We start from the raw sequence: 22,652 nt of genomic DNA on the forward strand, positions 1-22,652 counted from the left end.
GTTATATTGACCTCTTCAGTCGCGGGGTGGAGCAGCTTGGTAGCTCGTCGGGCTCATAACCCGAAGGTCGTCGGTTCAAATCCGGCCCCCGCAACCACTTGTTATACTTCCCTTATCTTCCCAAACCTACCATGAAAGAAAAAAGGTGACTCACTTTTCAGTTCATCACCCTACACTATTTTAAATTTTGCAATACAGAAACTAATTTCTAATCGCTAACTCACCACCATTACGGAAATAAGCTTTAATTCCTTGAAAAATAGACTCTGCCATTTGTTGCTGGAACTTAGCTGTTTTCAGCTTACGCTCTTCTTCCAAATTACTAATGAAAGCCGTTTCCACGAGAATTGATGGGATCTCTGGTGCTTTTAGTACCGCAAAGCCCGCCTGATCGACTTTGTTTTTATGCAGTCGATTGACTTTTCCCATACGTTTTAAAACTTCATCGCCGAACTTCAAGCTATCATTAATTGTTGCAGTTTGAACTAAGTCGAGCATTGTATGATCCAGATACACATCACCACTTTTGCTAACACCACCAATTAAATCGGCCTCATTCTGAGTTTGCGCAAGGTAACGTGCAGTATTACTTGTCGCCCCTTTCGTCGATAGTGCGAATACAGAAGAACCATGAGCAGAGCGATTCGTGAAAGCATCCGCGTGAATAGACACAAACAGGTCTGCTTGCATTTTACGAGCCTTAGCGACCCTAACTTTCAATGGAATAAACACATCTTCATTACGGGTCATATAGGCACGCATTTTAGGATCTTTATCAATCAACGCCTTCAAACGCCGTGCAATTTGTAACACAACATCTTTTTCGCGTGTTTTATATTTGCCCATCGCTCCGGGGTCTTCACCGCCGTGCCCTGGGTCAATCATAATGATAATTGGGCGATCAGTTCCTGCTTTACCGGGCTTTTTGGCCTGAGCAGGCATTTTTTCTTCTAAATCACCTTTATTATAATCCTCTAGCAAAGCCAACAGAGGGTCATCGGATGTTTCCACACCTTGCCCTGGATAAAAATCCATCACTAAACGGTTTTTAAACTCGGCAACAGGCCCCATCGTGAAGATCTGTGGGCTAACCTTATTTTTTACTTCAAAAACGAGACGTACAGTTTTCGGGTCAAACTGCCCCACTCTAACGAGTTTAAGGTAGGGGTCTCGCGATTGAATCTGAGTTCCCATTTGCTTCAGGATGTTATTCAGTTGTACCCCTTCGAGATCAATCACTATGCGCTCAGGGTTATGCAATACCAACTGACGATATTTTAATGGAGCATTAGATTCTAGCGTTACGCGCGTATAACTTGATGCCGGCCATATACGCACCGCAATAACATTTGTATTCGCAGCGAAACCAAATGGGCTGACACTAAGTAACATAACCGCAGCCGCCCCCTGTATAAGGCGACGTTTAGATGGACAGTGATCTTGGTGACTCATCAATAATTCCGAACCTAAAACTGAATATCAGGTGATTTTAGAATAAAAGCCAAATTGAGGCCAGAAACATAAACTCTAGCGAATCATTCGCATGCTGTCATCAAGAATACACATTTAAATATAGAGATATGTAAACTCAAATAATAAAAATGTTACAAGTCTTGTTCTATCTTTTACTTGATATTTATCGCCAAAAAGAATAAAAATACATTAATTGCGAATAAAAATTCAATTATGAGGATGGTTATGAAAGAGCGCAGCACCGAGCTGGTTGATGAGTTTCGCCATTCGGTACCTTATATTAATGCCCACCGCGGCAAAACATTTATTATTATGCTTGGCGGAGAAGCAATTGCGCATGAAAATTTTCCAAGTATTGTCAATGATATAGGTTTATTACATAGCCTTGGCATCCGCATTGTTGTTGTTTACGGCGCTCGCCCTCAGATTGAGAACATCTTGGCTGAACACAATTATGAAGCGGTTTATCATAAACATACTCGGGTGACAGATTCGAATACACTTGAATATGTGAAACAAGCTTCAGGCGCTTTATTACTTGATATCACTGCTCGTTTATCGATGAGTCTTAGCAATACTCCTTTACAAGGCGCTCACATCAACGTTGTCAGTGGAAACTTTGTCATCGCCCAACCGCTTGGTGTCGATGACGGTATTGATTATTGTCATAGCGGTCGTATTCGTCGTATCGATGAAGATGCTATCAATAAGCAACTTGATAATGGTTCTATTGTATTAATTGGGCCAGTTGCAGTTTCTGTAACAGGAGAAAGTTTTAATCTCACCTCAGAAGAAATCGCAACTCAGCTTGCAGTCAAAATGAAAGCAGAAAAATTAATAGGATTTTGCTCTTCGCAAGGGGTTGCCGATAAAGAAGGGAATATTCTATCTGAATTATTTCCCAATGAGGCAGAAAATAGGATCCAAGAGCTGGAAGCTGAAGGCGATTATTATTCAGGAACAGTGCGTTTTTTACGTGGCGCAGCGAAAGCCTGTCGCCGTGGTGTGCGTCGTAGCCATTTGCTCAGCTACCAAGAAAATGGTTCTTTGATTCAAGAGCTGTTTTCACGCGATGGTATCGGTACTCAAATCGTCATGGAAAGTGCAGAGCAAATTCGCCGCGCCAATATTAACGACATTGGTGGTATTCTTGAATTAATCCGCCCACTAGAACAACAAGGTATTTTAGTTAGGCGTTCAAGAGAACAACTCGAAATGGAAATCGATAAATTTACCATCATTGAACGAGATAATTTAGTCATTGCTTGTGCAGCACTCTATCCTTACCCAGAAGAAAAACTGGGTGAAATGGCCTGTGTCGCAGTACATCCTGACTATCGTAGTTCTTCGCGGGGAGAAGAACTGCTACACCGCATAGCGCTACAAGCTAAGCAAATAGGATTAGAAAAATTATTTGTGCTAACGACGCGTAGCATTCATTGGTTTCAAGAAAGAGGCTTTATTCCTGCTGAGATTGAAATGTTGCCATTGAAAAAACAAGCTTTATATAACTACCAACGCCGCTCAAAAATTTTAATGTTAGATTTAAAAGCGCCTACCGACAAATAACGCAAGCCAAGCTAACCTGATCCTTTATTGAGATCAGGTTAGTTATTCAGTAAATCAGCTTAAGCAATTTGGACTACTCGTGATTTCTGGCAGAGTGGCGTACTGTCGATAATGGGCTGTAGCAATGCTGACATTTCGGCAAAGGATGAACCATAGAAGTAGAAAGCGGTTTCAGTCGGCCCTTCCCATACCCCATGGATAGCACCAATATCTTCGACAGCCTCATCCATTTTGTCGAAAATATCATTGATATCACTATTCTCATAAACTTCATCAGGCAATTCAGTGCCATTTAAATAGAGTGCTAAGCCTTCTTCATCACCAAATTCAATTACCGTATCTTCTCCATGCACAATCAATCGAGAACCTTTTGGCGCTAACATAGACGAGAACAATTGAATTATCAGACTGATATTTTCGTCGTTAGCCTCAGCCACAGAAAGCTCGATATCACATTCTTCAATTTCACCGCTGTCTGAAAGTAAAGTACCACCTCCAGTCACCTGAATATCTTTATTCATCCCCTGCATGACTTGTGTAAATGCATCTTCTAAATCAGCACGTCTTTCCGGCTCGATTCTCGCTTTCAGTGTTACCGTTAACGCCGTCATAGTTGGCTGGTTATCCATATTATTACCTTTTGCATTTAAGTCTGATTTACGTAGCCACAGCTACTGCTTGTGACTCTATTTTACATTCATTAATTGTATTGCTAAACCACTACGCCGTTTTGTTGGCGTTTCAATAGCTCGACGTAAAATTTTCATGTTGCAATACAAAGAAAGCGTTTTTTTAGCTCGCGTTATCGCGGTGTACACCAGTTCACGAGTCACTACTGGTGAATATACCTTCGGTAATACTAATGCGGTATGGGCGAATTCTGAACCTTGAGATTTATGCACCGTCATAGCATATGCCGTTTCATGTAGAGGTAATCGATTAGGCTGAATGCCTTTAATCGAACCATCTGGATACTGAAAGTAAGCTCTAAGAGCCCCTTCCTCATCGGGCAATATTATACCTATATCACCATTAAATAACCCTAGCGGGCTATCATTTCGGCTAATCATAATTGGCCGTCCTGCATAGTGTTTATTGGTCTGATTAAATGGTCGATAAATAAGCCCTTGACGATGCAGTAGCTTTTCCAGTTTTTCATTTATTCCGATCACACCATAAGGCCCATCTCTTAAAGCGGTAAGTAAGCGGAATTGATTAAATTTAAACAATATCTCTGCTGGGTCATGAGCGGCTTTCACTGATAAGAGGTAATCTTGATAGAACTTCGCAGCGTCCATTAACATCTGAGCGTAATCGTCTTCACTTTCCTGTCCATAGGTCTGCACATCATTGAAGGAACTATTTAAGACTTTCTCAGCACGCTTCACATCCCCTTCATTAACCGCAAACGCAAGCTGCCCTATGCCAGAAGAGGCAGAAAACCGATAACTTTTACGCAATAAGCACAGACTATTTCTGATAAAAGGTCCGTCCTCAGAGACAAAATGCGCCAGTGAATAGCCCGTCAGATCGCTAAGTTCTTGCGCTCTTTGGGGGCTATAACCACAATCAGCAAACTGACAGATATCACCGAGTACTGCCCCCGCCTCGACTGAAGCTAGCTGGTCTTTATCACCTAAAAAAATTAATTTTGCATGAGAAGGTAAAGCTTCGATGAGTTTTCCCATCATAGGTAAATCTACCATTGAAGCTTCATCCACAATTAAGATATCTAATGATAATAAATTATCGCTATGATAGCGGAATTGCTGGCTTTCCGGCTGAGCCCCTAATAGTCTATGTAACGTCTTAGCTTGATTAGGGAGCATGCCTCGTTCTTCATCACTTAATGATAAACCGTCCAGAGCAGCGCCTAATGACTCAGTCAAACGAGCAGCCGCTTTACCTGTTGGGGCAGCTAATTCAATTTGAACATTGTGTTTATTCTCAACAGCAAGTTTCACTAATGCCGCAAGAATTCGAGCAACCGTTGTTGTTTTGCCCGTACCTGGCCCACCAGATATAACCGACACTTGGCTGGTCACTGCCACCGCAGCTGCAATTTTTTGCCAATCTATCTCACGACTGTGAGGGAAAAGCGCATCTAAAATTGATTTAAGATGCAATGAATCATATTGCGCGAATACAGTCTGTGAAAAGTACCTAGAGACACAACGTTCGTATTGCCATAACCGCTGAAAATAGAGAAATTCGCCTGATAATATTAAAGGTGATGGCTGGTTTTCATCCGCTAAAGTAATAAAAGGTGCGTTCTTAACTGCTTGATAAATTGTTTCTTGATCAGGCTTTCCTATTGCACACCAAAATTCATGAGCTAATTCAGGATGACGTCCAGCAAATATCTTTTCCAAACTGACGTCTGCTAAGGATAAACAAACATGCCCCGTCATCGTTTCTGCACTTAATAATGCAGTAATAAAAAGTAATATTGGGCTGCGTTCTTCTGTGATGTTATAGGCAAATTGAATATCAAGAGGCGTAAACAAACGAGCTTCGGTCGCTTTATTGAACAGCGCTTTCATCATGATGTGCTCCCTTCTTGTACATTGAGAAATAGCTGATCAAATGCATCTATAAATTCAGGCTCAGGTCGATAGTAAAAAATACCGTTATTTGACTCAGCCTTATCAATACCGCGTAAGAAGAGATAATAAACACCGCCAAAATGGATATCGTACTGATAGTTAGGCACCCGTTGTTTTAGATAACGATGTAATGCTAATGAGTACAATTGATATTGGAGATCATAACGATGATCTATCATGGCCTCAACCATCGCCGATTGCGTATAACAACTGGCATCCCCTCCAAGGTAATTTGATTTATAATCAAGTAGGTAAAATTTACCATTCCACAAAAATGTTAAATCAATAAAACCTTTTAAAATGCCCTGTACTTCTTCAAAACTCAGTGGAGGGCAAGCAGCAGATATAGGATCATATTGATGAGTAACGCGGTCAACGGCTTGGGGGTCTAATAACTTATCTATAGGTAAATAAAATTGCATCTCATCGAGCATATCTTGAGGCGCTAAAGCGGATAAACATAGACCATCTTCCGCAAGTGGCGCCTGAACAATCGCCATTAACCACTCCTGTAGCATTTCAGCCCATTGCGTATCAAAGCCCGATATTTGAAGCTTTTCCTGCAACCACTCTAGAGGAACGTCTTTTGAAAACTCAATTTCTTCCATTAATTCATGCAGAAATGTTCCGGGTGCGGTCCCTTTAGGGAATTGGTGTGGTGTTAAAATGTACTCATCCGCTAAGGGTAAAGTGGTATCGATACTGACTTCAATATCCATCTTTGGTGCAAGCGAACTTGCCAACTGCTCTGCACTAATTACTTGCTCACTCTCACCGTAAGACCTGCGATAACTTAACCCCGAATAACTCGTGACTCTCCAGTGATCATCAAAGAAGCGCGTCACATTTCTTGCTGATAGCGCCTCTGAGTCACCTTGATTCAACGCTAGCGAAATTGGCTCTATTTGTTCAATTCGCTCAACATTAATCACTGTATTCGTTAATTCTGCTAGCCCTTTATCGAGCAAAGTAAAATCACCCGCTTCACTTTTTTGAATTAAATAGCCTAAAGCCGATAAATGCAGGTCAGTTTCTCCACTTTTCTTACGGTTGCCTTTGATGATTGGTGCAATACCTACGCTACAATGATAAATCGCTCGAGTTAAGGCGACATAGAGTAATCGTAGATCCTCCGCTAAACGTTCTTCATCTGCCAAAGCAATGTTTTCTTCGTTGTCCGCAAGGTCTAAACGTGTCCGATAATTATCCCTATCATGATAAAGCGCCTTTGATTGAGGTAAAAAATTACTGGCAAAAGGCAACCAAACTATTGGGTATTCAAGCCCTTTCGATTTATGAATAGTACTAATTTGAACAAGGTGCTTATCACTTTCTAAACGCATTTGCTGCGCGTTAGATTGATGGTCAGGATCTGCTATTTGCTGAGTTAGCCAACGAACCAATGTATGCTCCCCTTCGAGTTGAAGAGACATTTCTTGCAGCAACTCACCAATATGCATAAAGTCCATTAGACGTCGTTCACCGTCAACTGAAGAAAGAAAAGTTTCAGCAATATGGCGTTCAGACATTAACACCCTAAGCATCGGTAGAACGCCCTGCTTACGCCAGATAATGGAGTATCGGGTAAATTCATCAACTAAAGCTTCCCACGCTTTTTCATCATAGTTGAGAGTATCAATTTCTTTAGCGTTTAATCCTAATGTGCCTGTCGCTAATGCACTACGTAAAACACGCTCTTTCTCAGGTGACAATACGGCCTGAAGGATCCACAGTAAGTCTCGTGCTTCTTGGGTTGAAAACACACTCTCTCGATTCGATTGAAAAACAGATGGGATACTAAGCTGGTTTAAGGCATCGCGTATTAACATTGCCTCGCGCCGACTTCTTACCAGTACCGTAATATCAGCAGCAGAGACGGGTATTTCTTTCCCATCTTGCTGCTGAAAAACGGCGGTTCCCTTCAAGCCACCTTGTAATAGCTGGCTAATCTGTGCGGCACATTGTGCGGCCATCGTGTGTTCATAATCAGCAATAGAAACGGCTTCAGCATTAATTTGCCAAAAAGTTAGCGCTTTTACTGCCTCACCATTATGACAAAGCATCTTACCAGCGTTTCTTTCTGCAAAATTGACGGGATTAAATGGAATTTGTTCAAAAATAAACGGATTGTCACAATAGCTAAAAACATGATTAACCGCTTCCACCATATGTTGTGATGAACGATGGTTAGTTTCTAATGTGTAATGGGCATTGACCTGTTTTTTCGCTTCAATATAAGTAAAAATATCAGCACCACGAAATGCATATATCGCTTGCTTTGGATCACCGATAAACAGCAATGCGCTATTTTCGACACCACCATAAATTCGTTGAAAAATACGATATTGTTGGGGATCTGTGTCCTGAAATTCATCAATCATTGCCACGGGATAACGTTGGCTAATTGCTTCTGCTAAATATTTTCCACCTTGCTGCTTTAGTGCGCTGTCTAAACGAGTAAGTAAATCATCAAACCCCATCTCCCCACGATGATGTTTTTCCTGAATAATATTTTGTCTCACTTCAGTTATTGCCAGTGGGATGATCAAGTCTTTAATTGTTAATGATTGGGAAAGTAGCTCGTCGATACGCGCAAAAACGGCGTGCTCTGGCCCTGAACCACTTTTTGATTTCTCATGCAAAACTGCTTGAGAAAAACGCACAATTTCTTTTGGTAATTGATAATCCTGAGTTTCCTCTTCCGCCCAACGCAGCATTTTTTCTAACCAGCTAGGTAAAAAACGAGAGCTATAGCTCCGCTTATCAACATCTGAATTAGAGATAAGCCGTTCAAATTCAGAACAATTCGCTAGCCATAACGACTTCACCTGAGTGATCAGCTCAATTAAGCGTTGATGGCGCTCTTCAAACGTTTCCGTACGCTGCTGTTCGTTAACGATATCGGGCATATCACCCTGTAAAAAAGGTTTAATTTCCGCCAGCAGTGCTTCAGGGCTATTCCATTGCGACAAAACAACCTTTGTCATTGAATAATCTAGCGGGTAAAAATGTCGTCGCCAAAAGTCTGCACAAGCTTGCTTTTGAATCGGAAGTTCATCTTGGATCATGGTTTGTTCGAATAAAACCCCTGATTCAAAAGCATTATGCACCAACATTCTTTGGCAAAATCCATGAATGGTATAAATCGCCGCCTCATCCATTTGGCGTTCAGCTGTCAGCAACCAACTAATCGCAAACTCTCGTTGCTCTGGTGTCGTAATTTGTGAAAGCAACTCTAAATATTCAGGTTCTTTTTCAAAACCAACGCCATTACGAATACAAGCAAGACGCATTTTATGGATTCGCTCACGGATACGTCCTCGTAGTTCATTAGTGGCAGCTTCTGTAAAGGTAACAACTAGGATTTCTTCTACAGTAAGGGGCCGAGAGAAGGCATTCTCTCGACCTAACCCTAATAATAAACGCAGATAGAGGATCCCTATCGTATAGGTTTTACCTGTACCCGCCGATGCCTCAATTAACCGCTGCCCTTGTAAGGGTAGGGAAAAAGCATCTAACAGTTGGGAACTTATCTGCATTTTACTCACTGTAAATCATCCTTAATAGGTAAAATCTTTTGAAATTCTGAAGCGTTAGGATAAAACACCCAGCCTTTTAATGGCGCATAGCCCGTTTTCTCATTCACGTCTTGACCAATGACTTGAGAGGCTAATGCCAATCCCTGACGTTTCATAACAGCACGCTGATAATAATCAATAACCTGTTGCTGAGTTGCTTTTTCAAAAAGCGCCAGAACCTTATCGCGAGTATCAAAAGTAAAAATATTACGACTAAAATCAGATGAATAGCGTCCTACTTCCTCATAGAAAGTTTGAGGAGGCTGTTTCATTTGAGTAATAATTGATTGTTTATACTGTTCAAACTCTTGAGCCGGTAATTTTTTCAATTTATCAAACGCTGCATTATAAAACTCTTGATAACGAGTATTGAGATAAGCTGGCGTTTGCGCATTACTTTGTAATAAGAAACCAATACCCCACTGATCGCCGATACCGACTTTGAAAGCAAAAACAGCATAGCCAAGTTGCTCATTCGTTCTGAGCTGGTCATAAAACCATGGCTGAATGATATTGGATAGTAATCCCGAGAGAACAGCGCCCTCGATACGGCTATAGCCTTCAGGAATAAAGATCTCTGCTAATGCGCTATCCGAGCTTTGAGCTTGTCGATGGAAATCAGCCAAATAGGCTTGATCAATGGCAACAATATCACCCCGCCACCAGTTGGTACCTTTACTCTTCAGTAATGCCTGTGCATCTTGAATGACTTTTATGCTTTGCTCTGAAGTCAAATTACCAATTACCATGGCTTGTAGTGCGGCACTGTCCACAACTTTAGTACGATAATCGGTAAGATCTTTTAGCGAAATATCATCCAGTACTGCTAACCGCGCTTCTTGCTCGAAATAAGGTACAGTATCAATTCGACGCAAAGGTTGCATCGCTAACTCATAAGCTTTAGCGTTATTAGAGACTTTAATTTGCTCTTGATACCAAGATTTGGCTTGAGCTAATTCCCTATCAGTGGGTTCAAAGCTAAGATAAAGCTTAGTCATGGATAAAAACAGCTCAGGCAAATGCTGTGTATAACCACTTGCATTAAACTGTAAACCTAACCCTTGTGAGACAGAAACAGACATCCCCGCCACTGAGGCTTGATATTGCAGTTCATCCATTTTTAAAGAGGCAATATATTGCAGTAAGGCGCCTGTGACTTGAGATTTAGCGTCCTGCTCACCAACTTTAGTTTTCAGCAATAAATTAATGGTTGCTTTAGGTTCATCCGCAAAGTACTGACTTGGCATATACAGAACACGGGTATTCTGATCTTGGTACACTAATTCGGGATGTTTATATTCCTTATCCACTTTAATTAAAGACAAATTATCTGGTATATAGGGATTTAACTCCGGTAATCTAAATTTCATTTTAGATTCAAGCTGTTCCCATTTAGCTAACTGTTGAGCTGTAATCTTATCGACTTGATAAGGTGCATCAACAAAATAAGCTTTTTTATTATGGGGCTCTTCTGGGCTAATAAACCAAATTCTAGCATCCTTAGCGGTCAGCTCAGATAAGCGAGCTTTTATAGCCGCAGGATCATATTTATCGGCAATATAATCGGAATCCAGTACGTGGTTCACAGGAACATTGATCATTTGGTCAGATAACCACTCAATGTAGTTCATGTCCCGAACAATAGAACCATAGCGGAACGAAAGATTCAGTACATTCGCTATTTCATCAAAATAATTTTTATTAACACCTTGTTTTTTCAGCAAATCAATATAAGAAAAAACAGCCGCAATAATTTCATCACGCTCAGCCAGACCTTTGTCCGTTAACGTAATATAGATGGAGAAAGAGCCATAATTACGGTCCGCGTTCGGAAGCGATGATGCACTGATCCCTTCCGCAAGCCCTTGCGATATTAACCAATCAGCAAGTGTACCGGGACTACGATTGCCAATTAGATAGCCAATATATTCATCACTTTTGCTCCGGAAATCAGCCATATTATTTTTGATACTAAATTCAAGCTGAATGGCTTTTTGAGGCTGAGCTGGCACATAATGAATAACAATTCCTTTTTCATTATCAGTAACAGCTGGCACCTCTGTTGAAGGAGCCGTCACCTTATGATCAGGAATACGCCCGAAAGTATCTGCGGCTATCTTTGCTAATGATTCAATCGATTGGTCACCATAAAGCACCCCATTCATTAAATTTGCTGAGTAATACTTTTTATAAAAATCGACTAACTCAGTTTGTAATTTGCTGTTCGGCTTATCTTTTAGTGTTTCTAAATTTCCACCAGAAAAACGAGAATTTGGATGTTTAGGATTCAATGTTTCTGAACGAACTTGCCATAAACGCATTCCATCTCGAGAACGCGCCATTGTTAGCTCAGCATTGACCGCATTGCGCTCTCTATCCGCATTTGTGGGATCAAGTAATGGTTCAGCTAATGCATCAGCCAACCTATCAGTTGCCTCTTTGAGTGCACTATTTTCAACTTCTAAATAATACGCGGTGCGATGTGCAGCAGTGCTAGCATTATGGCTACCACCATGTTTTTGTAAAAATTCAGATAAGCTGCTTGGCTCTGGGTATTTTTTAGAACCCATTAATACCATGTGCTCCAAATAATGAGCTAAACCTAGCTGGCTGTCTGGGTTTTCTAAGCTCCCAACAGGAATCGACACCGCGGCTAATGATTTTGTCGCTTTTGGATCTGAAACCAATAAAACGATCATCCCATTATTCAGCTTAATGGCTTGATAAGTTCTTGGATCATTTTCACTCTTATTGATAGTTTCAGGCAAAACTTGCCAAAGGGGCTGAGCGATAACCGTCGCCCCCCAAACCATTAAGGTTAACAATAAGAAAAATTGAGCGATACTTTTGGATAAACGTAGCATCCTTTAATGCTCTCCTTTTTTATTTTAAATGTTCTGCCATTGGCAGAAGGTAACGCTGAGTATTCTCTAACAGCGCCTGAATTAAATGTTGGTCGATATTCCTACAGATACGTAAGACATAGTCATCTTCCATTTCACCTCTTTTCATCGAAGACCCCTGAAGGCTCTGCATTAAAATAGACAATGCTTTTTGTTGGATCTCTTCAGAAGCAAAGTCATACTGCTTTGTCTTTTTATCAAAACAAGCTGACAGCCAGTTCCAACCACTCTGGTTCAGTAATAATAAAGGTGTGTTTAACCCTTTACAGTAGCCAGCGATTAGCTGCTCTAAGTAATTCTTCGCATCACTTTGTTTTACACTAGAAAAATGCCAAATGCTATTCTCTCGACCCAAGGCAACGCTTTCACCGTCATTAATCGCTAAATTAAATAACAGATGTTCTATCCATAACTGAACACCATCGTGTGCTGTTAAATAAGCGGGCCGATATCTGAGTATTCCCTTCTCATGGGCATTTCTTAACACTCCGCTTATTTTGATGCCATTAATTTGAAGATCAATAACATAATCAGTTGGTTGGACATTTTGTTGTTTTATTTTTTCCGCTAAAGGCGCTATATCGTTAATTTGTTGCTCCCAATACAATTGACCAAACTGTTTCGCTGGCAGTTGCCCTGAAGCTTTTAGCGCTTGATATAAAGGCTGCGGATTTTCATCTTTGATTAACAGCGCCAAAATCCGTTCATTCATTTTATAACGCTGCAATTTGTCCAAAAGAAATGGCTCATCTTCTGGTAATTCTGTTTCTTCAATTGTGAAATGAACTTTTAAGCGCTGTTGGAAGAACGCACGAATAGGATGCCGATAAAAACGTAATAACTGTTCAATAGAGATATCTGTCACTCTTTCACGTTCATCTAGCTCATAGATAAATGGCTTGCCCTCTTGCAGCACTGTTTCTGCTGCGGGTAACCACTCACTAGCAAAGCTTTGATATGGCGAATTAGCCATAAAGTTTTCTTTAGCAAACGGAACTCTGTTATGTTGAAATACAAGATGTTTTTTAAGCCTTAACGCACTTTCATCAATATTCAGTTTGTCATCGCCTTGTAGGCAAAAGCTCTGACAAATGTAGTCCAACAATTCAGTCACTAACACCGATGGATTACAAACTTGATTATCCTGTATTGATAAACCGATGTAACTGATATAAAGCTGTTTGGCTGCTGAGTTCAACGCTTCTAGAAATAAATAGCGGTCATCATCTCTACGTTTTCTGTCTCCTCTAGCAGGCTTTTCTGCCATTAAATCAAACCCTAGTGGCGGAATACTTCTTGGATAGATACCATCATTCATCCCTAGCAAACAAACCACTTTGAAAGGTACCGACCGCATTGGCATTAAAGTACAAAAATTAACTGACCCGGCCAGAAAACGCTGACTAATTTTTTCATCATCAAAACACACCGCCAACTCATCTCGAATTAAACGTAAAGATATTTGCTCATCGTAGCCTGAGTTTATGGCATTTTGCAGTATCTTATGCCATTGCTCTGTCACAAGAGTGAGTACTAACTCTGTCTCACTATCTGTTTGAAAAAAACTCTCAATGAGTTGCTGGCAAATATCTTGCCATTCATCAAGTGTTCTTTCCGTTGCTAATAACGTTCGCCACTCTTTTAATGTGCTAACCAGTAAAGCCAGTTTGCCCGCTAACTGTGCAGCTAAACCACTACATTCATCGTAAGGTAGAACACCATTCCAAGGGCCATATCGACTGTCCATCGCATAGCCTAGTAACATTCGACTTAATCCGAACTGCCACGTATTTTGCCCTATAACAGGCAGTGATAATGCACGCACATTATCATCATCTAACCCCCAGCGAATGCCTGATTCATTCACCCAACGGCGTAGTAACCCTAGCTCACTTTCATCTATATCAAAGCGTTCAGCAAAAGCCGAAACTTCCAGTAACGTAAGGACTTGCTCTGTAGAGAAACGGCTTTGTGGCAGGTCTAACAAGAGTATGAATGCCTGCAAAATGGGGTGAGCCTGCAAGGCTTTTCTATCAGATATAGAAAAAGGGATATATCGCTTAGTCGCGGTATTTCCAAAAACCGCTTGTATGAAGGGGGTATAACTATCAATATCTGAAACCATCACAATGACATCTCTCGGCGTTAAAGTGGAATCTTGTTCAAATAACGCCAATAATTTATCTTGCAATACTTCCACTTCCCTTTGTGCGCTATGACAAGAGTGGAAAGTAACAGACTGATCAGAGAGTGCTAAAACTCGCTTACCGATACTAGTACTATAAGCCCTTAAATCTGTTCCAAGCTGAGCGTGGTTTTCGAGGTCTAAAATGTCTTGCTGCAAATTCTCTAGCAGGCTATTGCGGTTCGTATCGACAAATGCTGAAATCTCATTTGCACTATCAATTTGCGAAATAAAGTAGAGGTTATCTCGCCCTAATTTTCCCCATGAGGCAAGTAATGGATTAGCTAATTCTTGCTCCCCCTCGTCATTGAACAGTTCTTGTGCATGCTCCTCTATTTTAAAACGTGATATTTCATTCTTATCAATATAATGACGTAATTTTCTTTTCTGTAGCTTTGCCAAAAAAGAATGGCTGTGAATATCCCCCCAATAATAACGACAGGGATTGGTAAACATGAGGTGAATATCCGTGTGTTCCGCGATGGCACTCAATGCTTGCAGATAAACGGGGGGTAATGAAGATATACCACAAATAAAAATACGTTTTGGCAGCACATTATGTAGATTTTGACTGTTAGATAACTTATCAATAAAACTCTGATACAGGTTAGCTCGATGCCACGGTGATTGACCCAGTGATTGAGTATAATCGACCAACTGCAACCATAATCGTTTTTGCCATAATTGGTTTACCCCTAAACCATCAATAAGCTCATTTTGCTGCCATTTTTCAATCCATTGAGGCCGATAAACTAAATATTGGTCAAATAAGTCTGCTACTCTCCCTGCAAGCTGGTGTAACTTTCTTTTATCTAAGTCATGCTCAAGGTAATGACGTAACGGCTCAAAGTCATCCTCATCAATCACCGTAGGTAAAATTTTCATTAACTTCCATGTCATTGCTTGCTTGGTATAAGCACTTTCTTTCGGAATATCAGGCAATACCCGCCGAAACATATCCCAAATAAAAGTTGCAGGTAAAGGGTAATGAATATTCGCAGCAATACCAAAACGTTTTGCTAATTCTATCTGAAGCCATTGAGACATACCGGGGCTTTGTACCAAGATGATTTCTTGTGCGAACGGATGAGAAAGCGGTTCATTCTCCATTAAATGAGCTATTAACTCCTTTAGTAGCTCTAATTGATTAGAATGATAAACCTGAAACATTGTTATCTCCTGTTCTACAAAACCAGCGGTTTAGAGAAAATGATTGCTTAGCCGTTGATAGCATGATTGTTGTATCACTACAACTCTCAGACACTGAGAGAGTCTGTAAGTTTATCTGCCAATCGGGAGAAATAAACTCTGTATTTTCAAGCTGTGGCTCCATCAGCACCGCTTGACGCTCTAAATTATTTTGCAACACTCGAAATACGAGCGAATGATGATATATCCAATTGAAATTTAAGGCTATGTGTTGATTATAGCTTAATAACGCCATTAACAGGATAGCAAAAACGACCACAGCAACCATTGATTCTATTAATATAAAACCTCGCTGCTTATCATAGAGAGCTTTCATCAACAAAATCCTTTTTGTGTAACAGGGCAATAATCAATCCAACCTTTTATGCGTGGCCGAATTTTTTGCGATTTTGGAATCGCAGCTACCCAGCGATAAACGGTGACATGATATCGTCCTTGATATTCTCCTCGGCCTAATAAAACAAATTGCCCTCCTTTATAATGTTTAATGCAGCTTGTTCCTCCCTGTATTGGCATGGACTGACATTGCCAAGTCGCCCCCCGATAGGTGCTTAAGCGCCAAGATTGTTGCAACCCCCATGCCAGCGCTGATTCCGCCAGATTGAAAGCTTCTATATATTTCTTTTCACGAAAAAACTCATCACGTGCATTTTCTTGATAAATGTGTAATGCCTTTAACAACAACAGCCCCATCGTCATCAATATCATTACCATCACCAAAGCGATACTGCCTGTTTGGTTGCCGCCTAGACGCATCACAGATTTCTCAACAAAACAGCTGTTTTATAGTGAAAACGTTTATTAGGTAAATTGGGGCTTTCAACGCTTAAATACATTTCAAGTATTGACTCCGCTTCATGCCAATTAAATCGCAATGAATTCACGCTAATCCTTAAAGGATCAAACAAGGATTGCCATCGTTTACCGTCACAATCTTCCACATTTCGATTCGACTCCAATTTGTGACCATTTAATCGATAACCAAAAAAATCAGACTCTTTGCTTCTCGCTCTAACAGGCCGCCATGAACCTGATAAGTTTTGGTCGTAAGCAAAAATAATGCATGAATTAGGATGATGACTTAAAAATTTCGCATCAATTTTCATTGCCTCACCTTGGCATGAGGCGCTACTACAGTACCCAATTCGTCTAAAATCCTTTTCCATATTAATAAGCACTTGTCTGATCTCCCTGTCAATCTCGTATTGAATATACGACTGGTGAGTTTGTTTAAATAGACGAGGAAAAACGGCCGTTGCCGCAATACAAACCAAACTGCTGATTGCCATTGCGAGCAATACCTCTATTAATGAAAACCCTTGCTGCTTATTTATATTCATTGAAAAACCCTAGCAACGAGGAATGCCTACGATTTTGTTATTGCTACAATGTCTCAAGCGCCCTAAAGCTGACAGAACAATGGTTATCTGCCCAAAATTATTTTTTAGCTTGAGACTAAAAGCACGACTTGTTCCTTGTTTACCATAGAAATCGACAGATAAACGACTTACGGATTGTATTTCAACACCTGCATACGGAGTCGATGCTAATACCGCTATTTGCCTCTGGTTTGTTGCTTCTTTAAAGGTAAGCTTCCAATCCCCTTGTGTGGTATCAATGAATAAAACACGGTGCTGATTTAAATAAATACCCTCCATGAAATGGCGATAAATAAATACGCTTACTTGCCGAGCGGCATCAACTAACTGTAATTTTTTCTGTTGTTGTTGCCAGCTATATAAAGCGGGTAGCAATGCTACAGAGCAAATGAACATCACCACTAACATCTCAATAAGCGTGAAGCCTTTGTTATGCTTTTCTATTTTAATATCCATATATTGCTGCAATGTCCTTTGCAAAATGAGTGTTTACTATGGATAGCAAGACAGCATAAAAATAGCCCCAAACGTCTAAGTTACGCGATGCTTCGCAATAAAATGTAAAACTGGCAATCATTTTCAGCCATTTTAGGTAGCGCTTCGTAACAAGCAGAACAAGTTAAAGAAAAGAGCATGAAGTGCGTTAGAAATGCGATAAAAAAAGCTAAGGCACGGTTGGAATGACCATCGCCTTAGCTCTCTTAAATCAGTTTAAACTGCGTTATACCGTAAAGGGGTATTTGATAGCTTCGTGACATTGATAGCCTTCAATCGTGAAGTCATCTGTGCTCACCCAAGTTTCAATATCTTCTAATGTTTTAATTTGAGGGTTTATCAGCAATGAAGGCAAAGGGAAAGGCTCACGCTTTAGCTGTACATCACGCATTAGTGGCAATTGGTTTTCATAAATATGTGCATTCACAATTTTATGATAAGCCTTACCCGCTTTATGACCCGTAATTCTCGCCATGAGTGCCAATAGTACAAAACACTGTACTTGGTTAAAGTTCAAACCAAGCGGCACATCACAGCTACGTTGGTAAGAGGTCAAATGGAGAGTATCACCTAATAAAGAAAATGTATGGGTGTGCATGCAAGGACGCAAACACCCCATTTCAAATTCACCAGGATTATAAAAGGTAATAATTTCCGCTCGGTCGTCAAGGCCATTTTTTAGGTTGTTCACCACCTTTTTAAGTTGATCGAGGTGTGTGCCATCAGGACGTTGCCAAGAGCGTCCTTGAACACCGTACACACGGCCCATATCATCCTCCCCTTTACGATGAGGATTACTTAACCAAGCTTGGTTTTCATTGGCATTGGCATTCCATGTATTACAACCAATTTCACGAAATTGTGCTGCGTTATCATAGCCACGTAAATAACCTAATAATTCAGCAATCGCTGCTTTATAAAAGCTTTTACGGGTTGTGATTAATGGAAACAGGTTATTCGCGACATCATATTCTAAGTCGGCATTGATCACGGTTAAACAACGTACTCCCGTACGTTTATTTTCAACCCACTGCCCCTCGTCAATGATACGCTGACATAACTCAAGATACTGCTTCATAGTGACTCTCTTACTCGCGAGATAACAAATGTCATCAACATCCGTTACCTTATTGTATTTATAATGCTTTAACTCATCAGCCCCTAGCTAAATGGCAATGTAAGCCACGCAAAACATACTCAAGAATGGGGTAAACATGCATAAACATTTTCAACCACACGATAACTTGAGTATGGCAAAGCAACCTTTATTTACTGGCTTGCTCTACTTTTTCTGGCTTATGCGCTGGAATATTTTTACCGTATTTGTATGCCCAAATAATCATTAAGATACCAATTATGATCATTGGTATGGATAGAATTTGTCCCATACTAATACCGCCAAATAGACCTAATTGCGCATCTGGCTGCCTAAAGAATTCAACAATAATCCGGAATGCGCCGTAACCAATTAAAAATAAACCTGACACACTCCCCATAGGACGAGGTTTGCGCACAAATAGGTTCAGGATCAGGAACAGAACAATACCTTCTAAAAACATCTCATAAAGTTGGGAAGGATGTCGTGGAAGCACACCATATTGCTCTAAAGTAGGTAGCAATGAAGGGTCTTGTGCCGCAAGCTGAATATCTTCACTGCGCGAATGAGGGAATAAGAAAGCCCACGGTGTATCAAGTGTCACACGTCCCCATAACTCACCATTAATGAAGTTACCGATCCTCCCCATTCCAAGGCCAAAAGGAATTAACGGTGCAACAAAATCAGAAACTTGTAAAAAACGGCGGCGAGTACGGTGTGCAAACCATAACATTGCACAGATCACACCAATCAAACCACCATGGAAGGACATGCCGCCATCCCAAACTTTAAATAAATAAAGTGGGTCATCAAGGAAAACAGGAAGATTATAGAAGAAGACATAACCGAGTCTTCCACCAACAAATACACCTACGAAGCCAACGTAGAGTAAGTTCTCAACTTCATTTTTTGTCCAACCACTGTTAGGTTTATTTGCGCGACGACCTGCCAGCCATAAAGCAAAAACAAACCCTACAAGATACATAAACCCATACCAGTGAAGCGATACTGGCCCAATCGAGAACATTACGGGATCAATTTCCGGAAATGCTAAGTAGCTGTTACTCATCGTTCCCCACTTTATTTGTTAATCTAAAATCATTGCGCATCATAGCACAGCTCATACGCAGGTGAATAAGGCTGATTAGATCCCACCTCGGGCAAAACCACCAAGCCCGTTTTTTTCCATAAATTGGCTAATGATCAACCTGATGTTCTCGCTTGTCTCAGCCTTTAAGATATCAGGAACTAATTTTTCGACCATATCAGACTGTAGCCCACGGATAAGGTACTTAACTCTCGGTACACTTCTTCCACTCATACTTAAAGAACGATACCCCAAAGCAATCAACGCTATCACACCTAAAGGCTGTCCTGCCATTTCACCACACACACTCACCGGCAAATCAAGACGATGACACTCTTCATAAACTTTAGCTAAAAAGCGGAGCATTGCGGGATGAAGGCTGTCGTAGATAGCAGCCACATGCGTGTTATTGCGGTCTACGGCAAGCAAATACTGAGTCAGGTCATTTGTACCAATTGAAATAAAGTCTACCCGTTCTTTTAACTCAGGAAGCAAAAACAGTAAAGAAGGAACTTCAAACATAACGCCAATTTTAGGTGTTTGTACCGTTTGGCCGATCGCTAAGCTGACTTCCTCTTTTGCTCTGTTAATCAATGCAATAGCTTCATCGACTTCATTGATGTTGGTGATCATCGGCAGCAGTATGCGCAAGTTTTTTGTTAACACGTTTGCATGTAGCATCGCTCTTAATTGGATCAAGAAAATTTCGGGTTGATCCAACATAACGCGTATACCACGCCAACCTAAACAGGGGTTTTCTTCACTGATAGGCATATAAGGCAATTGCTTATCTGCACCGATATCCAACGTCCTGAGTACCACCGGTTTATCTGCAAACAAGTGCAAGATTTCTTGATACAACAGTTTCTGCTCATCTTCTGATGGAAAACCATTGTGCAGCATAAAAGGCAATTCCGTCCGATACAGCCCAACACCATCAACTGCCACATTAATTTGTTGCTCATAACGGGGGCTTAATCCTGCATTTAGGTGAATATGAACTGATTCACCGTTTTTCAGCACAGATTCTTGCTCAAGGGCACCTTCCGCTAAACGGCTAAGCACATCCTCTTCTGCAATGATTTGCTTATATTCCTGAGTAATAATATTTTCAGGTTCAATAAAAACTTCCCCTCGATAGCCATCAAGGATCAAAAAGCGGTTATGCAATAGGGATGGATCAATATCTGCTCCCATGATTGCAGGGATCCCCATCGCGCGGATCAAAATAGCGGAGTGAGAATGTGTCGCACCATCACGAACGATCACCCCAGCCAACTGCTCTAAAGGCATTTCTGCCAATAGGCTAGCACTTAGCTCATCGGCCACGAGGATAAAGCGTTCTGGCCATTGATCTATTGAAGATAAACTATCATCTAGATGGAATAATAAGCGTTGGCCTAATGCACGAAGGTCGGCTCCTCTTTCTCGTAGGTAGAGGTCACGTAAACGAGAGAATTGCTCAACATAATCCTCAATAACTGTCTTCACCGCCCACTCAGCGACAAAGCCTTGTTCTATAGCGGAAAACAGCCTATTTTTCAGTTGAGGATCATGCAATAAATGGTTATATAAATCGAAAATTGCCGCACTTTCTTTTTGAGAATGAGCAATAAAGCGTTTACTAATACGTCGACACTCAGATGCTGCATTTTCGATAGCGGTAATGAGACGTTGTTTTTCATCATTTTGGTCTAATGCACTGGCCTCACAAATACTGTCAAATGAAGGCTGTGAACTATCTTGCCAGCCATAAGCCATCACAATCCCTTGAGAAGCAGGAATTGCTTTAATACGGCTCTGCCTGTACTGACCAAACACGCCTTTAGCCTGAGCTTGTGATAAGATAACCGCCAGTTGCATTGACAGTGTCACCATGAATGATTCCTCGGTTTCACTGAAAAAACGCCGCTCGTGCTGCTGAACAACTAAAACACCTAATAGCTGACGACGGTAGACAATAGGCACACCTAAAAAGGCTTTTAGTCGCTCTTCTTTTAATTGGGGAAGGTATTTAAATTCGGGATGTTCGCGGATATCAGCGAGGTTTAGCATTTCAGATTGGCGTCCAACCGCCCCCACTACCCCTTCATCAAATCCAAGGCGAATAGCAACACCGCTAGGTTTTCTCAACCCGCGGGTTGCCATTAAGTAATAGCACTGGCGCGAATGGTCGGCCAAATAAATGGAACAAACATCCGTCTGCATCGCATAACAAGTTTCGTTAACTAAGACTTCTAACGCCTCGGTTAAGCTTGTCGCCATTGCTACTTTTTCAACAATATCACGTAGACGCGTCAACATGATTTTATCTCGCCCCGCGTCTACGGTGAGTAAACGCAGGTCTCTGTGCCGGTTTTTGTTCCTGTAATGACATTACAACGGGTGCAAACTCTTTCATGACGCGGCGATACACTTCCCGTTTAAAAGAGACCACTTGTCTTACAGGGTACCAATAACTGACCCATCGCCAGCCATCAAATTCTGGCGATTTACTGCGCTGAACGTTTATATCTGCTTCATTGCATTGAAGTTGTAGTAAAAACCAACGCTGTTTCTGCCCAATACAAACAGGTTTTGTGTCCCAACGCACCAAACGCTTGGGTAATTTGTAACGCAACCAATTGCGAGTTGAAGCCAATAACCTAACATCTTTTCGTTGTAGGCCAACTTCTTCGTACAGTTCACGGTACATAGCCTGTTCTGGCGATTCCCCTGGGTTTATTCCCCCCTGAGGGAATTGCCATGAATGTTGACCATAACGGCGAGCCCATAAAACTTGCCCTTGCCGATTACAAATTACAATTCCTACATTCGGGCGGTAGCCATCATCATCGATCACCAGACTACCTCAATAACCAAATTTGAAAGATGGCTAATTGTTTCACACATACCCAAACTGGTAAACCTATATCAATAGAGTTTGCAGATATGAGCAAAGACACTACAATAGCCTCTGTCTCAACGGGGTGCCGAAATGGTTATTTAGGCTGAGAATTAACCCGTAGAACCTGATCCGGGCAATGCCGGCGTAGGGATTTGAGCTACCAGCAGCATAATATTGCTAAGGTG

15 protein-coding genes, 1 tRNA gene and 1 riboswitch are annotated in these 22,652 nt (G+C 41.1%); of the genes, 2 read left to right on the forward strand and 14 right to left on the reverse strand.

The genetic code is table 11. The features are described from left to right. The first annotated feature begins 20 nt into the window (after positions 1 to 20). Positions 21 to 97 (forward strand) — tRNA-Met (locus P2E05_RS15995). A gap of 104 nt (positions 98 to 201) precedes the next feature. Here P2E05_RS15995 and amiC read toward each other — a convergent pair. Beyond that, complete coding sequence (amiC, locus tag P2E05_RS16000) at positions 202 to 1,452, reverse strand: N-acetylmuramoyl-L-alanine amidase AmiC (protein ID WP_272657306.1); 1,251 nt, start codon at positions 1,450 to 1,452, stop codon at positions 202 to 204. Between the two features lie 246 nt (positions 1,453 to 1,698). On the opposite strand from amiC, the gene argA reads away from it, so the two are divergent. Beyond that, the gene (argA, locus tag P2E05_RS16005) at positions 1,699 to 3,042 is read left to right on the forward strand and encodes an amino-acid N-acetyltransferase (protein ID WP_154622495.1); all 1,344 of its coding nucleotides are present in this window, start codon (positions 1,699 to 1,701) and stop codon (positions 3,040 to 3,042) included. 59 nt (positions 3,043 to 3,101) lie between these two features. Here the strand turns inward: argA and P2E05_RS16010 are convergent, their stop codons facing one another. The 13 genes from P2E05_RS16010 to rppH all read right to left on the reverse strand — a co-directional run bounded on the left by P2E05_RS16010 (position 3,102) and on the right by rppH (position 22,422). Next, complete coding sequence (locus tag P2E05_RS16010) at positions 3,102 to 3,671, reverse strand: hypothetical protein (protein WP_154622496.1); 570 nt, start codon at positions 3,669 to 3,671, stop codon at positions 3,102 to 3,104. 57 nt (positions 3,672 to 3,728) lie between these two features. Next, positions 3,729 to 5,585, reverse strand: a complete 1,857-nt coding sequence (gene recD, locus P2E05_RS16015; RefSeq protein WP_276123108.1) for an exodeoxyribonuclease V subunit alpha — start codon at positions 5,583 to 5,585, stop codon at positions 3,729 to 3,731. Next, on the reverse strand, positions 5,585 to 9,187 hold the full coding sequence (recB, locus tag P2E05_RS16020) for an exodeoxyribonuclease V subunit beta (protein ID WP_276122895.1): 3,603 nt from the start codon (positions 9,185 to 9,187) through the stop codon (positions 5,585 to 5,587). Before recB ends, recD begins: the two co-directional genes overlap by 1 nt. Positions 9,188 to 9,192: 5 nt before the next feature. Then, positions 9,193 to 12,090 carry a pitrilysin gene (gene ptrA / locus P2E05_RS16025; protein WP_276122896.1) on the reverse strand — a complete coding sequence of 966 codons (2,898 nt, stop codon included), beginning with the start codon at positions 12,088 to 12,090 and terminating at the stop codon, positions 9,193 to 9,195. 19 nt (positions 12,091 to 12,109) lie between these two features. Beyond that, positions 12,110 to 15,484, reverse strand: coding sequence for an exodeoxyribonuclease V subunit gamma (recC, locus tag P2E05_RS16030; protein WP_276122897.1), 3,375 nt, complete (start codon positions 15,482 to 15,484; stop codon positions 12,110 to 12,112). Continuing rightward, positions 15,462 to 15,839 (reverse strand): prepilin-type N-terminal cleavage/methylation domain-containing protein, encoded by a 378-nt coding sequence (locus P2E05_RS16035; RefSeq protein WP_154622501.1) that lies wholly within the window; start codon positions 15,837 to 15,839, stop codon positions 15,462 to 15,464. The genes recC and P2E05_RS16035 overlap by 23 nt, the downstream gene beginning before the upstream one ends. After that, the gene (locus P2E05_RS16040; protein WP_154622521.1) at positions 15,839 to 16,279 is read right to left on the reverse strand and encodes a YgdB family protein; all 441 of its coding nucleotides are present in this window, start codon (positions 16,277 to 16,279) and stop codon (positions 15,839 to 15,841) included. Before P2E05_RS16040 ends, P2E05_RS16035 begins: the two co-directional genes overlap by 1 nt. Then, positions 16,279 to 16,863 (reverse strand): prepilin peptidase-dependent protein, encoded by a 585-nt coding sequence (locus P2E05_RS16045; protein ID WP_154622502.1) that lies wholly within the window; start codon positions 16,861 to 16,863, stop codon positions 16,279 to 16,281. Before P2E05_RS16045 ends, P2E05_RS16040 begins: the two co-directional genes overlap by 1 nt. Positions 16,864 to 16,872: 9 nt before the next feature. Next, positions 16,873 to 17,358, reverse strand: coding sequence for a prepilin-type N-terminal cleavage/methylation domain-containing protein (locus tag P2E05_RS16050; RefSeq protein ID WP_276122898.1), 486 nt, complete (start codon positions 17,356 to 17,358; stop codon positions 16,873 to 16,875). Between the two features lie 265 nt (positions 17,359 to 17,623). Then, on the reverse strand, positions 17,624 to 18,475 hold the full coding sequence (locus tag P2E05_RS16055) for a thymidylate synthase (RefSeq protein ID WP_276122899.1): 852 nt from the start codon (positions 18,473 to 18,475) through the stop codon (positions 17,624 to 17,626). A gap of 187 nt (positions 18,476 to 18,662) precedes the next feature. Beyond that, a complete protein-coding gene (lgt, locus tag P2E05_RS16060; RefSeq protein WP_154622505.1) occupies positions 18,663 to 19,562 on the reverse strand; it encodes a prolipoprotein diacylglyceryl transferase in 900 nt (299 codons plus the stop codon). Positions 19,563 to 19,637: 75 nt separating this feature from the next. Continuing rightward, positions 19,638 to 21,884 (reverse strand): phosphoenolpyruvate--protein phosphotransferase, encoded by a 2,247-nt coding sequence (gene ptsP, locus P2E05_RS16065; RefSeq protein ID WP_276122900.1) that lies wholly within the window; start codon positions 21,882 to 21,884, stop codon positions 19,638 to 19,640. Positions 21,885 to 21,888: 4 nt separating this feature from the next. Continuing rightward, entirely contained in the window at positions 21,889 to 22,422 is a 534-nt protein-coding gene (gene rppH, locus P2E05_RS16070; protein WP_163862869.1) for an RNA pyrophosphohydrolase, read from the reverse strand. A gap of 113 nt (positions 22,423 to 22,535) precedes the next feature. Beyond that, positions 22,536 to 22,636: riboswitch (TPP riboswitch) on the forward strand. Positions 22,637 to 22,652: the final 16 nt, after the last annotated feature.

Origin of the sequence: Providencia stuartii (assembly GCF_029277985.1) — a bacterium.
In the GTDB taxonomy this organism is placed as follows: domain Bacteria; phylum Pseudomonadota; class Gammaproteobacteria; order Enterobacterales; family Enterobacteriaceae; genus Providencia; species Providencia zhejiangensis.